This window comes from Marinomonas sp. MED121, from assembly GCF_000153025.1.
GTDB lineage: Bacteria > Pseudomonadota > Gammaproteobacteria > Pseudomonadales > Marinomonadaceae > Marinomonas.
Map to the genome: position 1 here is coordinate 409,700 of NZ_CH672430.1, position 17,732 is coordinate 427,431.

Genomic DNA, 17,732 nt, shown 5'->3' on the forward strand with positions numbered 1-17,732 from the left:
ATGCCAGATAGTATGATTACCCAATGCCCTAAATGCTCCACCGCTTTTCGAGTCAGTGAAGATGTGCTTAGTATGGCCAAAGGCAAAGTACGCTGCGGCCAATGTTTTCATATTTTTGAAGCAAAATCCCATGTAAGTCAGGCAAACGATTCAACCCCTAAGAAAAATACTCACTCCCATAAAGAGCATAAAAAAACACCCGCTAAGCAAACAGCGGCGACCAAAGAACACAGCCCTAACCTATTCACTGCAGCCGATGATGACGATATCGTTAACCCCGACTGGCTTAACACCCTAATTTCTGATGATGATTTAGCCCCTTTAGACACAAAGAACCAAGAAGCGAATCTTAACCCTCATGCGAGAGTAGCATTAGAACACGCAGAGAATCACCAACCTAAGACATCAAAAACCAAGACAGACACACGCCAAGCAGACAAAGAACCCGCCCCTTGGGAAGTGGAACTAGCAGAACTAGAAGCGGCACAACAGCAAACCAAAAAGAAAGCAGTAAATGACACCCAGAAAAAGCCGGTTAAGCCACCAATCGATTTTACTGAAGAGAATGTATTCTTAGATTCAAAAACTCTCACTCAACCTACTCTAGCTCAAACAACAAAGAGCGAAAATGAGAAACAAGCAAGTGCACAACCAGAACCTGAGTATATGCAAGCTCTGCAGGAACTTGCTCAATCCGTATCACAGCAACCCACAGCAAGCACCTCTCAAGGTTTAGATTTTAGCCAAGACGTCTCCCATAGCTTGGGCGAGCTAATGGATGACCCTGAGGACAATGTGGATGCAAAGCCCAAGCATACTTGGCGCTGGGCACTTGCCTCTTTCATATTTTTGATTATTGCTGGCATTCAATTTCTAGTGATTAACTACGAAGAAGGGAGCCGTTCTGCATCATTACGCCCCATTTATAACACTGTCTGCTCCTATTATGGTTGCACTCTTCCTATCTTTGAAGATGTCTCTTCAATCGATATTCAGCACGTTAGGGTACAAAGCCACCCAACCCGAGAAAGTGCATTAGTCGTCAATGCAATTATGACCAACCACAGCGACTTTTCTCAGCCCATGCCTAAAATCGCCATGGAGTTTTACGATTTAAATGGTAACCCTGTCGCCGCACGTCTGTTTTCACAACAAGACTTCTTAGACAAGGACTTTTTAGATATTACTTATATGCCGCCAAAGACACCGATTCATCTTGTCATTCCAATCGCTGACCCAGGCGCTTCAGCAGTTACCCACAAACTTAAAGTCTATCGAGCTGAAACCCGTTCTTACTGAAGATAGTGCCCTTTCTTTAAAGAGGACGAGTCAGTCGAATAACGCCATTTAACCTAGGATTTCAGCCCTATCACCCTGCTCAAAATTCAATCAACCCCTTAAACATGGGCTTTTTATCGCTTCAAACAAAACCAGAGCAAAATTCGTATCAGACTCGAGCTAATTGTTTTAATAGACTTTTTAAACTAATAATCAAAAAAAGCACAAAAAACAGTCAATTTTATGCATGTCAAGACTTCAAAAATCACCTCGGCATAGGTATTATTCACGCCCGCTCGACGCTGTAACTGATCTTTAACAATACCGTACCAGTAAACAGGAATATCATGGCTTTTGCTATCGGTCCTTATGCTATCTTATCACCTGTAATTCTCGCCCCTATGGCAGGCATTACGGATATCCCTTTTCGTCGCCTTTGCCATCAGCAAGGGGCAGGATTAGTGGTATCTGAAATGGTGACGTCTGATGTTAGATTATGGAACACCAACAAAAGTCGTAATCGTCTTGTTCATGACGCAGAAGTATCACCAAGGTCAGTACAAATCGCTGGCGGTGACGCTGACATGATGGCACAAGCCGCTCGTCAAAACATCGAGCTAGGCGCCCAGATAATTGATATCAATATGGGTTGCCCTGCAAAAAAGGTGTGCAATAAGGCAGCAGGTTCTGCCCTATTAAAAGATGAAGCTTTGGTTCGTGAAATACTGGAAGCGGTAGTAGAAAGTGTCGATGCACCAGTGACGTTAAAAATTCGCACTGGCTGGAGTGAAGATCAAAAAAATGGTCTACGCATTGCTAGAATGGCAGAAGATATAGGCATCCAAGCCCTAGCAGTACATGGCCGCACTCGAGCATGCAAATTTCAAGGTAATGCAGAATATGACACCATAGCAGAAATCAAACAGGCGCTTTCAATTCCTGTGTTTGCAAATGGTGACATTAATGATGCCCATAAAGCGAAATTCGTGAAAGATTATACCGGTGCTGATGGCATCATGATTGGCCGCGCAGCGCAAGGCAGACCTTGGATATTTCGAGAAGTCGCACACTTTTTAGAACACAATGAAGAACTTTCAGCGCCAACTTTGGATGAGGTGAAACAACTGGTACTGTCACACGTAGCAGCACTGCATCAATTTTATGGCGATTATTTAGGTGTTCGAATTGCGAGAAAGCACGTGGGTTGGTACCTACGCACTTTATCTGATTTGAGTACATTTCGAGCTGAATTCAACCGTATTGATAATACGAGCGAACAGCTGGATAAATTAGAAGATTTTTTTGTCGGTCAATAGTCCAACAGAATTTGCACATAGTCGATAAAGCAAAAGTAGCGTCACCCACTTTTGCTTTGTTTGCTAGAAATTGGTTAGCTTTAAACTAAAAGGTTTTTCAGTGGTAGAACAAATTAGCACTCAATCGTTTCAATCAACCTCTTCTGAACAGTCACACACACTTCGTGACAATGTCGATAGAGCGTTACAGAATTATTTTGCTCATCTTGATGGGCAACCCATTACTGACTTGTATCAGTTAGTACTCGCAGAGGTAGAGGCACCTTTGTTAGAGTCAGTAATGAGCTTCACGAAAGATAATCAGACTAAAGCGTCTGCTATCCTTGGCCTAAACCGAGGTACGCTGCGCAAAAAACTAAAACAGTATGGCATGTTATAGTTTCTAAAAAAGGGCGTTTTTGACGCCCTTTTTTTGTTTTTCTACCCCGTTCTTTGGCTTAATAAATAATTGAGAAATCCACGATGGCAAATCAAAACCCAGTTACCCCGATTAAACGCGCACTTATCAGTGTCTCCGACAAAACCGGCATCGTTGCTTTTGCTGAGCAGTTAGTTGCCCAAGGTGTTGAAATCCTGTCTACTGGCGGAACATTTAAACTGTTAACAGAATCAAATGTTCAAGCGACTGAAGTATCTGACTACACAGGCTTCCCTGAAATGATGGATGGTCGCGTTAAAACCTTACACCCCAAGATTCACGGTGGTATTTTAGGCCGTCGTGACCTTGATAAAAACATCATGTCAGAACATGGCATTGATGAAATCGATATGGTGATTGTTAACCTATATCCATTTGAAGCCACTATCGAGCGCCCAGATTGTGATCTCCCTATGGCAATAGAGAACATCGACATTGGTGGTCCAACCATGGTTCGCTCTGCCGCTAAAAACCATAAAGATGTGGCTATCGTCGTTAATCCAAATGACTATGATGCTATTCTTGCTAGCCTAAAAGAAAATGGCGGCCTTAATTACGATCAGCGTTTTGACCTAGCAGTACAAGCATTTGAGCACACCTCTCATTACGACGGCGCCATTGCAAACTTCCTAGGTAAAAAAGTATCGGGCGGCAGCGAAGACTTTGCTCGTACCTTTAACTTGCAGTTTAACAAGCAAGAAGAAATGCGTTACGGCGAGAACCCTCATCAAAAAGCCGCTTTCTATGTTGAAGCTAACCCACAAGAAGCGTCTATTAGCACAGCAAAACAAATTCAAGGTAAGGCACTGTCTTACAACAACATCGCCGATACCGATGCCGCACTTGAGTGTGTAAAAAGCTTCACCACACCTGCTTGCGTTATTGTTAAGCACGCGAACCCTTGCGGTGTTGCTACCGCTGAAAACCAACTCGCCGCTTATGACAAAGCCTTTGCAACTGATCCAACCTCTGCTTTTGGTGGCATCATTGCTTTCAACCAAGAGCTTGACGCAGAAACAGCCAAAGCCATTGTTGATCGCCAATTCGTTGAAGTTATCATTGCCCCTAGTGTCAGTGCAGAAGCCGCAGATATCGTCAGTGCGAAACAAAATGTTCGCCTGCTTAGCTGTGGCCAATGGCAAGCAGACAAACCTGCTGCACTTGATTATAAGCGTGTTAATGGTGGCCTACTGGTTCAAGATCGCGACGATGGCAACATCACATTAGCTGATCTTAAGGTTGTGTCTAAGCGTCAGCCGAGCGAAACCGAATTAAACGACTTATTATTTGCATGGAAAGTGGCTAAGTTCGTTAAATCCAATGCCATTGTTTATGCTAAAGCGGGTCAAACAATTGGTGTGGGCGCAGGTCAAATGAGCCGTGTTTATAGCGCTAAAATTGCCGGCATTAAAGCGGCTGATGAGAACCTTCAAGTTGAAGGCTCTGTGATGGCATCTGATGCCTTCTTCCCATTCCGTGATGGTATTGATGCAGCAGCAGCGGCAGGTATTTCCGCTGTGATTCAGCCTGGTGGCTCGATGCGTGATGAAGAAGTCATTGCCGCTGCGGATGAAGCAGGCATGGCGATGGTCTTTACTGGCATGCGTCACTTCCGTCACTAAGCCTTATCAATCTAAGTTAACATTTTGATAGCAGGTGGTTTCATTACCACCTGCCAACTCAAGGAGAAACCCCATGCACGTATTAGTTATTGGTAACGGTGGTCGTGAACATGCTTTAGCTTGGAAAGTCGCTGAAGCAGATGATATTAGTAAAGTCTTTGTTGCCCCTGGCAACGCAGGCACAGCATTAGAAAACAAAGTTGAAAATGTTGAGATAGGTGTCACTGACACGGATGCATTAGTTGCCTTCGCACTAGAAAACAAAATTGACCTAACCATTGTTGGCCCAGAAGCGCCCCTAGTTATCGGTGTCGTTGATGCTTTTGAAAAAGCAGGCTTGGCTATTTTTGGCCCTACCGCTGCTGCGGCACAGCTTGAAGGTTCAAAAGCCTTTACTAAAGACTTCTTAGCACGTCATAACATACCCACAGCAGCTTATGGCAACTTTACTCAAATTGACGAAGCCGTTGCTTATATCAAGCAACAAGGCGCACCAATTGTGGTTAAAGCCGACGGCTTAGCAGCCGGTAAAGGTGTTATTTTAGCGCAAACTGAAGCCGAAGCGATCGCCGCGGTTGAAGACATGCTGCAAGGCAACAGTTTTGGTGATGCAGGCAGTCGTGTTGTAATCGAAGAGTTTTTAACCGGTGAAGAAGCCAGCTTTATCTGTATGGTAGATGGTGAAACCGTTCTCCCTCTAGCATCAAGCCAAGATCATAAAGCCCGTGATAATGGTGACCTAGGGCCAAATACAGGTGGCATGGGTGCATACTCACCCGCTCCTGTTGTGACCCCTGAAATTCATGATCGCATCATGAACGAAGTCATTATGCCAACGGTTAAAGGTATGAATGCAGAAGGTAACCGTTACCGTGGTTTCTTGTATGCAGGTGTGATGGTTGCTGCTGATGGCACACCAAAAACACTTGAATACAATTGCCGTTTTGGTGACCCTGAAACACAGCCTATCCTAATGCGTCTTCGCTCTAATCTCACTGAGCTTTGTCTAGCTGCTATCAATGGCAAGCTTGATAGCGCAAAAGCCGATTGGGACCCTAGAGCCAGTGTTGGTGTTGTCCTTGCATCTGGGGGATATCCTGAAGCCTATGCTAAAGGCGATGCTATTTCAGGCCATGACGCAGCACTTCCTAGCCATCAAAAAATCTTTCATGCAGGCACACGCCAACAAGATGGCAATGTTGTGACCAATGGCGGCCGTGTTCTTTGTGCTGTTTCTTTGGGAGATACTGTCTCTCAAGCGCAAGCAGCAGCTTATGATGTGGTCAACAAAGTAAGCTGGGACAAGGTTTACTTTAGAACAGACATAGCACACAGAGCGATTAAGCGTGAGCAATCAAACTAGTTTGAGAGCAATGAGTTTAAAAAAGAGCTCTTCGTTTAATTAAGCCCAAAAAAAACCGTGATTTTTGAAGTCACGGTTTTTTTATATCGAGTTAAAGTGAAATGGATTACTTCTTTATTTGTTCCGCTTTCTTATCTAACCAACGTCTTAACAGGCGACCTAGTTCAAGTAATATCAAACCAAAAATAACGCCTCCCATCCAGTCAAGGGCCAGTAAAAAACCTAAGGCTGATAATAATCCATAACCATAAAGTAAATTGGTTCTTAGGCTGGGCTTAGCGGCTCGAGTAAACCAAGTGATCGCCAATAAGGCAAAACAGAAATATAAATAATACTCAAGCAAGATCGGATGTAGCATTTAATCCCCTATCTAGTTAATAATATGACTTTGACAACTCTTGTTCATGGATTAACACAGTGATCATACGATTTAGCATTGCACTTTTAATACTTTTTTCAAATCAAGTCTTTGCTTTATATGAAGTTAGCTTGCTCGACAACCGCAATTCACGTGTTGATATCGGCTTAGTCGGCGACTATTTTCATGATCCAAGTGGCCAACTTAGCTTAGCCCAACTCTTGAATGAAAAGCATGCTTCCCAGTTTTTACCCATCAACAAAAGCTTTATGCAATTTGGCCTAAATAAGGGCAATATCTGGGTTCGAGCAAAACTTGCTATCCACCTTACCGAACAAAACACCTTAGCACTGGAAATTAAAGCGCCTAGATTACAAATTCTCGATGTCTACATACCCCATTTAAGTATGGCATTTCCGATTGCAGAGCTAGGTGAATTACGCCCGTTTCAAAATCGAAGTTTGAATCACCCACACTATCTGGTGCCTTTTCCAACTCGCAACCCACCTATCACCAATGTCTACATCAAGCTTGCATCTAGCACACCAATCAATGCTCAGATCGAAATTTTACCTCTCAATGAGATCGCCAGTGATTTTCAAGTTGAATCCTTAGTCACGGGTGTCTTGATCGGCATAATCCTCTTACTGATGGCCGCGAATATTCTCTTTTTCACTTTTTCGCGCAACCCTATGTACTTGTTTTACAGTATTTTATTAGCGGGAATGATTATCTTACATCTTTCCCTTCATGGCTACCTGATCCAGCTATTCCCCACGATTGCGGGCATCCAGATGCGTAGTTACAACTTCGCCGCTTTATTTTCCACCATGGCGCTCGTATTTTTCTCCCGATACTATCTAAACAGTAAAAATAACCTTCCTAATGTCGACAAGTTTCTTGTTGCTTTAGGCATTACCAATGGCGCCTTGGCTTTATTATTTAGCTTAACGCCTGATAAGCTCAGCATTTTATTTCTATCCGTCGCCACAGGCTTTACCATCATCAGTCTGACCTTGATCAGCATATTGGCAAGCTTCAAGCAAATTCCTTATTCAGGTTACTATCTTGCTGCACGTTTACTCCTATTTATTGGACATACCTGCTGGGTTTTGACCATGTACGGCATTATTTCAAGTCCCACCTTTTTCCTTTGGGGGCTAATGATCACGGTGATTTTAGAAGGTCTAATACATTTTGTGGCCATGCAGCTTAGACTCAATTCATTTAACAGCAGTCGTATTGAAAAGAGTAATTTTCATGACTCGCAACTGTTTGAGTTTGTTAACGACCTGGCTTCTAGAATGCGTCGCCAAACCAATATTATTTCGGGTGCTTTTGCCGGAAAACTCACCAGGCCGAATGCGTCATTATCATTGGACAATCAAGACAGTGCCTTACTCGCCAATCGCAATCTAGAAAATATGCTGGAGAGGTTGGATAACCTAGGCCAATCTCATACTAACTTTCGAGGCACAACAAGTGATTTTATTGATATTGAGACCTTGGTAGACGACACGCTCAACCTGTTTCATGAATTAGATCAAGACAGCGTGCTGGTTGAAATCAATGCCTCAAACACCCAAAACTACGAGCAAGTGGATCAAGGTAAAAAAATCCAACACCTATTGCTCACCCTACTACTTGAGCTAAAACATTACGGGGATAAAGCCTTAACGATTAATTTAACAAAGCAGGATGATAGTCGCGATAATCTGAGCTATCTAGAGATCACTATAAGTCCGCTACCTAGGCGCTTCACCCAGTTACAGGATCACCTACTGAACCTAGGATTGGGCTATGTCGAGTATTTATTAAGCAGCATGCACGGGAAAATGAACTTATCAGGAGACAAACAACAAAGAACACTCAATATTCGTTTTCCTGCCAGATACCGTATTCAAAGTCGCCTACCCGATAACGACCTTATTTATGCTTGCCAACTCTACATCATGGGAAATGATTCCGTTGCCTTTCAGAAGCTATTAAGCCTGTTACAATCTTGGCCAATCAGTATTATTCAAGTAAAGAATATTGCAGAACTGACAAACCTACAGCCTGCCCAAGCAGATAAAAACACCATTAACCTCATTGTTCTATTTGAACATGATGGTTATATCCCTCAGCTTGTCGTTCGCCAAATTAAACCCTTACTCAGATTAGAAGATCAATGCTTATTAATTAGTGACAATGTTAAAATGCCGAAAGATTTCGCTTTAACATTAGGTTTTGATGAGTTGATACATACGCTAGAATTACCTCAACAATTCAAATCAAGTATGACGCGATTAACAGCAAAAGGGTTACGCTTACAAAAAGCAACCCTGTTATAGATCAAAGCAAGATCACTCAAAGCTTGTTTCAATGAACCCGGTTACCGATTTTTAGGAAATTAATATGGATTGCTTATTTTGTTCCATCTGTGCAGGCAAGATCCCCGCTACTGTGCTTTATGAAGATGATGATGTCATTGCGTTTGAAGATATCATGCCAGCAGCCCCCGTTCATTTTTTAGTGATTCCCAAAAAACACATCAGCACATTAAATGATCTAACAGAAGAAGACATTCCACTGATGGGTAAAATGCATTTTGTCGCAAAAACCATCGCCAAAGAAAAAGGCGTCAGTGAATCTGGCTTTAGAACAGTAATGAACTGCAACGAAAATGGTGGACAAACCGTCTACCATATTCACATGCACGTGTTAGCCGAGCGTAAACTAAACTGGCCGCCAGGCTAGCCATTAAAAGTGATACGAAAGAGTAACCATTATGATGTCATTTATCGACAAAGGGATTCTGAATTTGGATAGAGCATTACGCACACTTGTGCCTAATGCGGCTAAAGCCAATCGGCTCTCCCCTGCGCAGCCTATCTTTGAGCATGACTTGTCCGAAAAAGACAAGCAACACAGTATAGGCCTAATGCGCATCAACCATACGGGTGAGGTTTGCGCCCAAGCACTCTACTCAGGTCAAGCACTAACGGCCAAATTACCCAGTGTGAGAGAAGAGATGGATGAAGCGGCTGCCGAAGAAATCGACCACCTTGTGTGGTGCGAGCAAAGATTGACTGAACTTGGCAGTCACACTAGCCTGTTAAACCCACTTTTTTTTGGCGCTTCTTTTGCCATTGGCGCAGGTGCTGGCTTAATCAGTGACCGCCTTAGTTTAGGTTTTGTCGCCGCCACCGAAGAGCAAGTCTGCATCCATATTGATAAACACCTGGATTCTCTGCCAACAACAGATGAAAAAAGCAAAGCGATCTTACAACAAATGCGCATTGATGAAGCCAAGCATCAATTAGCTGCACTTGAATCAGGGGGGTATGTTTTCCCTCAACCGGTTATGAAAACCATGACCCTGATTTCAAAAGTAATGACAAAATCAACCTATAGAGTGTAATTATGAACCGAGATATTAGTTCTATTCGCCGTGACTACCAGTTCAAAGACTTATTAGAAGAGGAGTCAAACCTTGACCCTTTAGCCTTTTTTGACAACTGGCTAAAAGAAGCCATTGAAGCCTGCCCAAATGATCCGACTGCGATGGTATTTAGTTCTGTTGATTCCGCTGGTGCACCCCATTCACGCATTGTTTTACTCAAACAAAGGGACGACCAAGGTTTTTCTTTTTTCACCAATTATGACAGTGATAAGGGCCAAAATTTAGCAAGCAACAATAAAGCCTGCATGAACTTTTTTTGGTCAGAATTAAGCCGCCAAATTCGCATAGAAGGTGAGGTTGTTAAAGTATCGCGAGAAACCTCTGCAACCTACTTTGATTCACGCCCACAGGGCAGCAAACTAGCCGCATCAGTATCACCTCAAAGCCATATTATTGAGCGAGACGATCTACATCAGCGCTTTAACCAACTCGAGCAAACAACGCAAGATAACAAGGTCCCTTGCCCTGATAATTGGGGTGGTTATGTTTTAAAAGCAAATTACATCGAATTTTGGCAAGGTCGTCCCAGTCGCTTACATGACCGCCTTTGTTATCAACTTGATGATAAAGGTCAATGGGTACGTCATCGCAAAGCCCCTTAACTTTTGCTAAACACTCAAGTTTTTTACTTAAACTTGAGTGTTTCACCTTCCTCACTGCTAGGGCCGCTCATTTAGCTTGGCATAAGACAAATCCTCTCTCAGGCGGTTTTCGAAATACGTACCATTGCGTATGATAGAGAGCTTCAACAATCTGCAGTTATTCTGACACTTAACAAAGGTAAGATATGAAACCTTTCCTAGCGAAATGGATGCCATGGTCTGGGCTGAGCAAAAAATCCACACATCAGCGGAGTTCAAGTTTAGATTTATACCGTGGCTTAGCGGTTCTATTAATGATTATCTTTCACCTATGCTGGGATTTACGAGAATTCGATTATATTGATTATTCATTAAGAGACCCTTTTTGGGTGGGGTTTCGCAGCCTAATTATTAGCTTATTTATGTCAGCTTTAGGCTGGTCTTGCTACCTAAGTTGTCGCAATGGCTTTCAGTGGCCTTCGATTCTTAAACGCAAATTCAAACTCTTTTTAGCCGCTGGCGGGATATCATTAGCCACTTACCTTGCGTTTCCACAGAACTGGATCTTCTTTGGTATATTGCACTTTATCTTTGTCGCAAGCTGGTTAGTCCTACCGGTTGCCCGAAAGCCTTGGCTAAGTCTGGCTATTGGCATAGGTATTCTACTCGCTTATTTTGGCTCAGATACGCTCAACGCATTTAGCCTTCACACATACCTAACCAGCGAGTTTGGTTTACCCAAGCGCACCTTAGACATAGTCAATCTACTACCTTGGTTAGGCGTCGTCTTTATTGGACCGATAATGGGTCACCTAAAACTCCACACATTGAAGCTGCCCTATTACTTAAATAGTCGCGTACTGACTTTTTTAGGCAAACATGCACTGCCCGTTTACCTCTGTCATCAGCTATTGCTTTATAGCTTAATAGCCTTAGTGACAAGCTTAATTAGGTAATTTTTTTAGACAAAGAACAACTAGTTGAATATTTTTAAATCAGTCCTTAATTGGCTCAAAAAAATTAAAAATTTAATTTAAAACGGTTGCAAAAATCAGTTAGCGAAAGTCAAAGGCGGCTCACGTAAGTAACCACTTAGTAGTTTCGCAAGACGCAAAAGCAAGGCTTTTTCAAGGCTTGATTTTCACTTCAATGCACACTATCGTCTGCTACAACAAATTAAAAAATTTACTATATCTAGTGCTACAGTTAGTAATCAGACACTAGATACAGTAGTTTAAACCAAATCAGCATTTATCTTAGGCATAGGCATGACCACACTGACAGTCACTAAGCGTAACGGCGAGACAGAGTCGATTAATCTAGAAAAAATTCACAAGGTTGTAACTTGGGCTGCAGAGGGATTAGATAATGTTTCTGTTTCTCAAGTGGAGCTAAAAGCACAAATCCAGTTCTTCGAAGGCATTAAGACAACAGACATTCACGAAACCTTAATTAAATCTGCTGCTGACTTAATTTCAGAAGATACGCCAGACTACCAATACATGGCAGCTCGCCTGGCTATTTTCCACCTACGTAAAAAGGCGTTTGGTGAATTTGAGCCACCACACTTGCTTGCTCATGTACAAAACTTGGTAGAGCAAAAACGTTATGATGCTGAGATTCTATCTGCCTATTCAGAAGCAGAGTTTGACCAATTAAACGGTTTTCTAGACCATAGTCGTGACATGAACTTCTCTTATGCTGCGGTGAAACAACTCGAAGGTAAATATCTGGTTCAAAACCGTGTGACTGGTGATATCTACGAAAGCCCACAGTTTATTTACTTATTAGTCGCTGCTTGTTTATTTGCTAATTACGATGCCAGTGTTCGCTTAGATTACATTCGTCGTTTTTATGATGCGGTTTCTAATTTCAAGATTTCATTACCGACACCTATCATGGCCGGCATTCGTACACCGACCCGTCAGTTTAGCTCTTGTGTACTGATTGAATGTGGTGACTCTCTTGATTCTATCAATGCTACCTCTAGCGCCATTGTTAAATATGTCAGTCAGCGCGCTGGGATTGGTATCAACGCCGGTGCCATTCGTGCCTTAGGCAGTGCTATTCGTGGCGGAGAAGCCTTCCATACAGGTTGTATTCCTTTCTACAAACACTTCCAAACAGCGGTTAAGAGCTGCTCTCAAGGGGGTGTACGTGGCGGTGCTGCCACCGTGTTCTACCCTATTTGGCACCTTGAAGTTGAAAGCCTACTGGTATTGAAAAACAACCGTGGTGTTGAAGAAAACCGCGTACGTCACCTTGATTATGGTGTGCAATTTAACCGCCTTATGTACCAACGCCTTATCTCAGGCGGCAACATTACCTTGTTTAGTCCATCGGATGTACCTGGCCTATATGATGCTTTCTTTGCGGATCAAGAAGAGTTCGAGCGTCTCTACGTTCAATACGAAGCTGACGACAGTGTTCGCAAGCAAACCATAAAAGCTTCTGAGCTATTCACCTTATTTGCTTCAGAAAGAGCAAGTACAGGGCGTATTTACTTACAAAATGTCGATCACTGTAATACTCACAGTCCTTTTGATCCAGCGGTTGCTCCGGTTAAGCAAAGTAACCTTTGCCTCGAAATTGCATTGCCAACTAAGCCACTACAGCATATTTATGATGAGAAAGGTGAGATTGCGCTTTGTACACTTTCTGCTTTTAACCTAGGCTCGCTAGAAAGCTTAGATGAGTTGGAAGAATTGTCTGACCTTATCGTCCGTGCTTTAGACTCTTTGCTAGATTATCAGAACTATCCTGTTCCAGCAGCTCAATCAGCAACCGATCTACGCCGAACCTTAGGTGTGGGTGTGATCAACTATGCTTACTACTTAGCGAAGAACGGCGTACGTTATTCTGATGGTAGTGCTAACGAGTTAACTCACAAAACCTTTGAAGCCATTCAGTACAATCTTCTAAAAGCATCAAACAACCTATCGAAAGAACGTGGCGCTTGCCAAGCTTTTGATGAGACAACCTATGCTAAAGGCATTTTGCCTATCGATAGCTATAAAAAAGAAATCGATAAAGTTTGTTCTCCTGAGTTGTACTATGACTGGGAAACCTTGCGTAAAGACATTGTTGAACACGGTCTACGTAACTCAACACTCACTGCGCTTATGCCATCTGAAACCTCTTCTCAGATTCATAATGCAACGAATGGTATTGAGCCTCCACGTGGCTTTGTTTCTGTTAAAGCAAGTAAAGACGGTATCTTGAAGCAGGTAGTGCCAGAGTTTGAGCGTCTAAAAGATGAATATGAGCTGCTATGGTCTATCCCATCTAACGATGGTTACTTACAGCTTGTTGGTATCATGCAGAAGTTTGTTGACCAAGCAATTTCAGCCAATACTAACTATGATCCAGCAAAATTTGAGTCATCTAAAGTACCAATGAAATTGCTGTTGAAAGATCTATTAACGGCATACAAGCTTGGTATTAAAACCCTTTATTACCATAACACCCGTGACGGTGCAGATGATCAACAAGATGACCTTGAAGACGATTGTGCAGGTGGTGCTTGTAAGATTTAATAACACCAAACTAGGGGTTATTAAATAAACAAAGTCGTTCAAAAATGTCATAATCACGACCCGCAGCACAAAAGCAATCTTGTGCTGCATTTTTATGTGATAATTAAACCATCAGTAAACCGCGTCATACTCGCAAACAGATTAAAGGACACCTTATTTAAATGAGCTACTCTACTTTCAACCGCAAACGCTTTGATAGTATGAAAGAACCTATGTTCTTTGGTGAAAATGTGAACGTCGCTCGCTACGACCAACAAAAACACCCCATTTTTGAGAAACTCATTGAAAAGCAATTGTCTTTTTTCTGGCGTCCAGAAGAAGTCGATCTCTCTTCTGATCGAAAAGACTTTCAACACCTTGAAGCCCATGAGCAACATATCTTTTTAAGTAACTTAAAATATCAAACCTTATTAGATAGTGTACAAGGCCGCTCTCCTAACGTTGCCCTTCTTCCGATTGTATCTATCCCTGAACTTGAAACCTGGATTGAGACTTGGTCTTTTAGTGAAACCATTCATAGCCGCTCTTATACCCATATCATTCGTAACATAGTAAATGAGCCAGGTGTTGTATTTGATGACATTACAGAAAATACAGAGATTACCAAGCGCGCTGAAAGTGTTTCAAAATGGTATGACGATTTAATCTTATTAGTCGGTTTATATAACACCCTAGGCCCAGGCATTCACAATGTTCCAGGTAAAGGTGACGTTAATGTTAACTTGAAAGCGCTTAAAAAAGCCCTTTACCTTACCATGGTGTCAGTCAACGTACTTGAAGCTATTCGTTTCTACGTGAGTTTTGCTTGTAGTTTTGCCTTTGCAGAACGCACCTTGATGGAAGGTAATGCCAAAATCATCAAACTGATTGCCCGTGACGAAGCCCTTCACTTAACAGGCACGCAACATATTCTTAACCTCATGGCATCAGGTAAAGATGATCCAGAAATGGAAGACATTGCCAAAGAATGTGAAGACGAAGCTTACCAAATTTTCTTTGAAGCAGCAGAACAAGAGAAAGAGTGGGCAAGCTACCTTTTCAAAGACGGTTCTATGATTGGCTTGAATGCTCAAATTCTAGGTCAATATGTGGAATACATTACTAATATCCGCATGCAAGCAATTGGCTTACTACCTACCTTTGAAACCAAACATAACCCTATCCCATGGATTAATGCTTGGTTAGTCAGTGACAATGTACAGGTCGCACCTCAAGAAGCTGAAATCAGCTCTTATTTAGTGGGTCAAATTGACAATGACCTAGACGAATCTGACTTCGACGACTTTGATCTATAAGCTAAGGTAATGAATTAGATGACAGCTATTTCCAGCAACCAAGACTTACTTCATAGGGTGCTTTTAGGTAAAAAGGAAATCCTTGTCACAGAAGAAGAATCATTACTGGTACAACTTGAGCGCGCTGGTATTCTCGTTGAATATCAGTGTCGCGAAGGTTATTGCAGCTCTTGCTCTCTCAAATTATTACGTGGTCACGTTGAATATCAAGAAGAACCGCTTGCTTGGGTGCAAAGTGGCTACCTATTGGCCTGCTGCGCCATAGTAAAAAGTGACATTGAAATCGCCTTTTTTACTAACGATTAAGTCTCTCCTAAAACGTCAAGCATCACTTTTCTAGCACAAACTTTTTCAAATCTTAACCCTGCGAACTAGGTTGTTCTTTTTTTTACAACTATTATTGACTATGCCACTCGCAAATGAGGCGTATGCCCTGTTAATATCTTATGGTATGGATTTTGAACAGGTAACGTTCAAATTAGTTTACCTTCGAAGGATAAAGAATGGCTTCACTACCCGACTCACTCAATGATTTAATGATGGCCCAACAGCCAATTTTTGATGTTAATAGTCAGTTATTTGGCTATGAGTTACTATTTCGCAATAATGATGAAACTATGGCGAATGTTATTGATGGGGAAGATGCAACGAGCCAGGTGCTAGTAAACCTATGCATAGGTATTACTGAGTTAGAAACGCAAATGCGTACTCCTTACTTTGTCAATATCACCCGTGACCTGCTCATGTCGGATGCCTTCTTTCCAATCGACCCAAATCTGGTTTATATCGAAATCCTTGAAGATCAAAAAATCACGCCTCAATTTATAAAATCCGTTGCCAAATGGCACGCTGCTGGCTATCGATTTGTACTTGATGATTATAATTTTGATCCGAGTTACGACCCGCTTTTTCCTTACATCAAGATGATTAAAATTGATGTGCTACATACCGAGCCCTATCAATACCATGAAGAGATTCAGTCTCTTCTCAAAAAAAAGCTCACTTTGGTGGCGGAGAAAGTCGAAGATCAAAAGATGTATGAAGAATGCAAAGAGCTCGGATTCAGTCTCTTCCAAGGTTACTATTTACAAAGACCAAATGTGGTAAAAGGTCGTCGCATCAGCTCAAACATGGAGAATGCTATGGAACTCGTGCGTGAGTTATCAAGTGATAACATCACCACCGAAAAAGTCACCAAGCTAGTCAGTAAAAACCCGACCCTCTCTTATCAGCTATTACGCATCTTAAATAGCCCGATTTGCGGCATGCAACGTAAGGTCACTAATTTAAAAGAAGCGGTTATTTTTTTAGGGCTTAAGCAAATCAAAAAATGGGCCTTGCTCATTACCATTACCGCGAATTCACGACAATCTAATGAAATTTTTCGCTTTTTGCTAATTAGGGCAAAATGCTGCGAAGCCCTCGCTGTACAAGAAAATTCATCAAATCCAGATTCCGACTTTATGGCAGGCATAATGTCAGGCATAGACCTGATTTTACAGATTGAAAAAGACATAGTATTTGAACAAATAAACATAGACGATCACCTCGTCGAGGCGATTAAACATTTCCAAGGGCCAATTGGCGAACGTCTATATAAAGCGTGTGCCCTAGAAGAGCAAAAGTGGTCTTATATCTCACAACTGCCATCCGCCGAAAGACTTTCACTTAGCCGTGCTTATGGTGAAGCCAGCTTATGGGCTAACGACACCCTCAAATACATTTAATCTGCTAACGCACTTTCGGTAAGTCTTGCCAGCTTGTGGTGTAAGCTGGCGAGAGGTGCTCACGCTTCATTAACCAAACAGGACCAGTTCCCTGTGACGCAAAGTAGACATGACCGACTCCTTGATTAATCTTATCCAGCACTTGCATTAATTTTTCTGACCTAGGTGATGACTCAACAGAGCAAAACAATTCACCCTGCTCTTGTGCTAAATCATATAAATCTAACAAAATCACCCCAGCTTTCGCATATTGAAAACCCGCCTTCCAAAGCTTATCTAAGCCTTTTTCAACCGCCTTAATCAACACCCTAGTGTCATCACTAGGACAGGCTAAAGATATCATGGTAGAGCCTGAATATTGCTTCTCATTAGGGCTAAACGCACTGGTTCGAATAAAGATACTTACCAGCTTGACTTGGCTTTTTTGCATTCTGAGTTTTTCCGCTGCCCGAGTCACATATTTAGATAAGAATTCTATTAAATATACCTTTCGTTTTTTGACCCTCTCTTCAAGGTGACGAAAACTCTTGCAACTACGTTATCATGACAACTTACTCGACGGCTCATGGCGTGAATCAAGTTATAGGCCTTCATAAAAGCGATATAATCAGCGCTTGCGTATTGGCTTCCTTGATAGCTATGTAACAGTTTCGCCTTTAGGTTTACGTTGCCAGCCGACAACACGTCGTAAAAATATGTCGATGACTGCCGCTACGTAAAAAAACCTTCATGGGCTCTAACGTAGGTAATATCACTTGCCCACGTTTTATTGGGTGCATCAGGGCGAAGCGGA

16 protein-coding genes and 1 pseudogene are annotated in these 17,732 nt (G+C 42.2%); 14 read left to right on the plus strand and 3 right to left on the minus strand.

Features of this window, described 5'->3' with window-relative positions:
* The 5 genes from MED121_RS09855 to purD all read left to right on the plus strand — a co-directional run bounded on the left by MED121_RS09855 (position 1) and on the right by purD (position 5,997).
* Positions 1 to 1,299: a DUF3426 domain-containing protein gene (locus tag MED121_RS09855; RefSeq protein ID WP_009833532.1), complete on the plus strand. Its 1,299-nt coding sequence runs from the start codon at positions 1 to 3 to the stop codon at positions 1,297 to 1,299.
* 323 nt (positions 1,300 to 1,622) lie between these two features.
* Positions 1,623 to 2,594, plus strand: coding sequence for a tRNA dihydrouridine synthase DusB (gene dusB / locus MED121_RS09860; protein ID WP_036179900.1), 972 nt, complete (start codon positions 1,623 to 1,625; stop codon positions 2,592 to 2,594).
* Between the two features lie 100 nt (positions 2,595 to 2,694).
* Positions 2,695 to 2,973: a DNA-binding transcriptional regulator Fis gene (gene fis / locus MED121_RS09865; protein WP_036179903.1), complete on the plus strand. Its 279-nt coding sequence runs from the start codon at positions 2,695 to 2,697 to the stop codon at positions 2,971 to 2,973.
* Between the two features lie 83 nt (positions 2,974 to 3,056).
* Positions 3,057 to 4,634 carry a bifunctional phosphoribosylaminoimidazolecarboxamide formyltransferase/IMP cyclohydrolase gene (purH, locus tag MED121_RS09870; RefSeq protein ID WP_009833535.1) on the plus strand — a complete coding sequence of 526 codons (1,578 nt, stop codon included), beginning with the start codon at positions 3,057 to 3,059 and terminating at the stop codon, positions 4,632 to 4,634.
* 73 nt (positions 4,635 to 4,707) lie between these two features.
* The gene (gene purD / locus MED121_RS09875) at positions 4,708 to 5,997 is read left to right on the plus strand and encodes a phosphoribosylamine--glycine ligase (protein WP_009833537.1); all 1,290 of its coding nucleotides are present in this window, start codon (positions 4,708 to 4,710) and stop codon (positions 5,995 to 5,997) included.
* 106 nt (positions 5,998 to 6,103) lie between these two features.
* Here the strand turns inward: purD and MED121_RS09880 are convergent, their stop codons facing one another.
* On the minus strand, positions 6,104 to 6,355 hold the full coding sequence (locus MED121_RS09880) for a hypothetical protein (protein WP_009833538.1): 252 nt from the start codon (positions 6,353 to 6,355) through the stop codon (positions 6,104 to 6,106).
* A gap of 59 nt (positions 6,356 to 6,414) precedes the next feature.
* On the opposite strand from MED121_RS09880, the gene MED121_RS09885 reads away from it, so the two are divergent.
* From MED121_RS09885 to MED121_RS09925, 9 genes are all read left to right on the plus strand, one after another.
* The gene (locus MED121_RS09885) at positions 6,415 to 8,688 is read left to right on the plus strand and encodes a 7TM diverse intracellular signaling domain-containing protein (RefSeq protein ID WP_009833539.1); all 2,274 of its coding nucleotides are present in this window, start codon (positions 6,415 to 6,417) and stop codon (positions 8,686 to 8,688) included.
* 64 nt (positions 8,689 to 8,752) lie between these two features.
* The gene (locus tag MED121_RS09890) at positions 8,753 to 9,094 is read left to right on the plus strand and encodes a histidine triad nucleotide-binding protein (RefSeq protein ID WP_009833540.1); all 342 of its coding nucleotides are present in this window, start codon (positions 8,753 to 8,755) and stop codon (positions 9,092 to 9,094) included.
* 31 nt (positions 9,095 to 9,125) lie between these two features.
* Complete coding sequence (gene coq7, locus MED121_RS09895) at positions 9,126 to 9,758, plus strand: 2-polyprenyl-3-methyl-6-methoxy-1,4-benzoquinone monooxygenase (protein WP_009833541.1); 633 nt, start codon at positions 9,126 to 9,128, stop codon at positions 9,756 to 9,758.
* Between the two features lie 2 nt (positions 9,759 to 9,760).
* Positions 9,761 to 10,402 carry a pyridoxamine 5'-phosphate oxidase gene (pdxH, locus tag MED121_RS09900; protein ID WP_009833542.1) on the plus strand — a complete coding sequence of 214 codons (642 nt, stop codon included), beginning with the start codon at positions 9,761 to 9,763 and terminating at the stop codon, positions 10,400 to 10,402.
* A gap of 185 nt (positions 10,403 to 10,587) precedes the next feature.
* On the plus strand, positions 10,588 to 11,337 hold the full coding sequence (locus MED121_RS09905; protein WP_242603199.1) for a heparan-alpha-glucosaminide N-acetyltransferase: 750 nt from the start codon (positions 10,588 to 10,590) through the stop codon (positions 11,335 to 11,337).
* Between the two features lie 312 nt (positions 11,338 to 11,649).
* Positions 11,650 to 13,917 (plus strand): class 1a ribonucleoside-diphosphate reductase subunit alpha, encoded by a 2,268-nt coding sequence (gene nrdA, locus MED121_RS09910; protein WP_009833544.1) that lies wholly within the window; start codon positions 11,650 to 11,652, stop codon positions 13,915 to 13,917.
* 161 nt (positions 13,918 to 14,078) lie between these two features.
* The gene (gene nrdB, locus MED121_RS09915) at positions 14,079 to 15,212 is read left to right on the plus strand and encodes a class Ia ribonucleoside-diphosphate reductase subunit beta (RefSeq protein ID WP_009833545.1); all 1,134 of its coding nucleotides are present in this window, start codon (positions 14,079 to 14,081) and stop codon (positions 15,210 to 15,212) included.
* A gap of 18 nt (positions 15,213 to 15,230) precedes the next feature.
* Positions 15,231 to 15,518 (plus strand): class I ribonucleotide reductase maintenance protein YfaE, encoded by a 288-nt coding sequence (gene yfaE, locus MED121_RS09920; protein ID WP_009833546.1) that lies wholly within the window; start codon positions 15,231 to 15,233, stop codon positions 15,516 to 15,518.
* 197 nt (positions 15,519 to 15,715) lie between these two features.
* Positions 15,716 to 16,939, plus strand: a complete 1,224-nt coding sequence (locus MED121_RS09925) for an HDOD domain-containing protein (protein ID WP_009833547.1) — start codon at positions 15,716 to 15,718, stop codon at positions 16,937 to 16,939.
* A 4-nt stretch (positions 16,940 to 16,943) separates the two neighbouring features.
* On the opposite strand, the gene MED121_RS09930 is transcribed toward MED121_RS09925, so the two are convergent.
* Together MED121_RS09930 and MED121_RS24615 are read right to left on the minus strand one after the other, a co-directional pair.
* Complete coding sequence (locus tag MED121_RS09930; RefSeq protein ID WP_278043828.1) at positions 16,944 to 17,417, minus strand: DUF4113 domain-containing protein; 474 nt, start codon at positions 17,415 to 17,417, stop codon at positions 16,944 to 16,946.
* A gap of 50 nt (positions 17,418 to 17,467) precedes the next feature.
* Positions 17,468 to 17,719 (minus strand): annotated as a pseudogene (locus MED121_RS24615) (IS3 family transposase); the annotation flags it as partial.
* Positions 17,720 to 17,732: the final 13 nt, after the last annotated feature.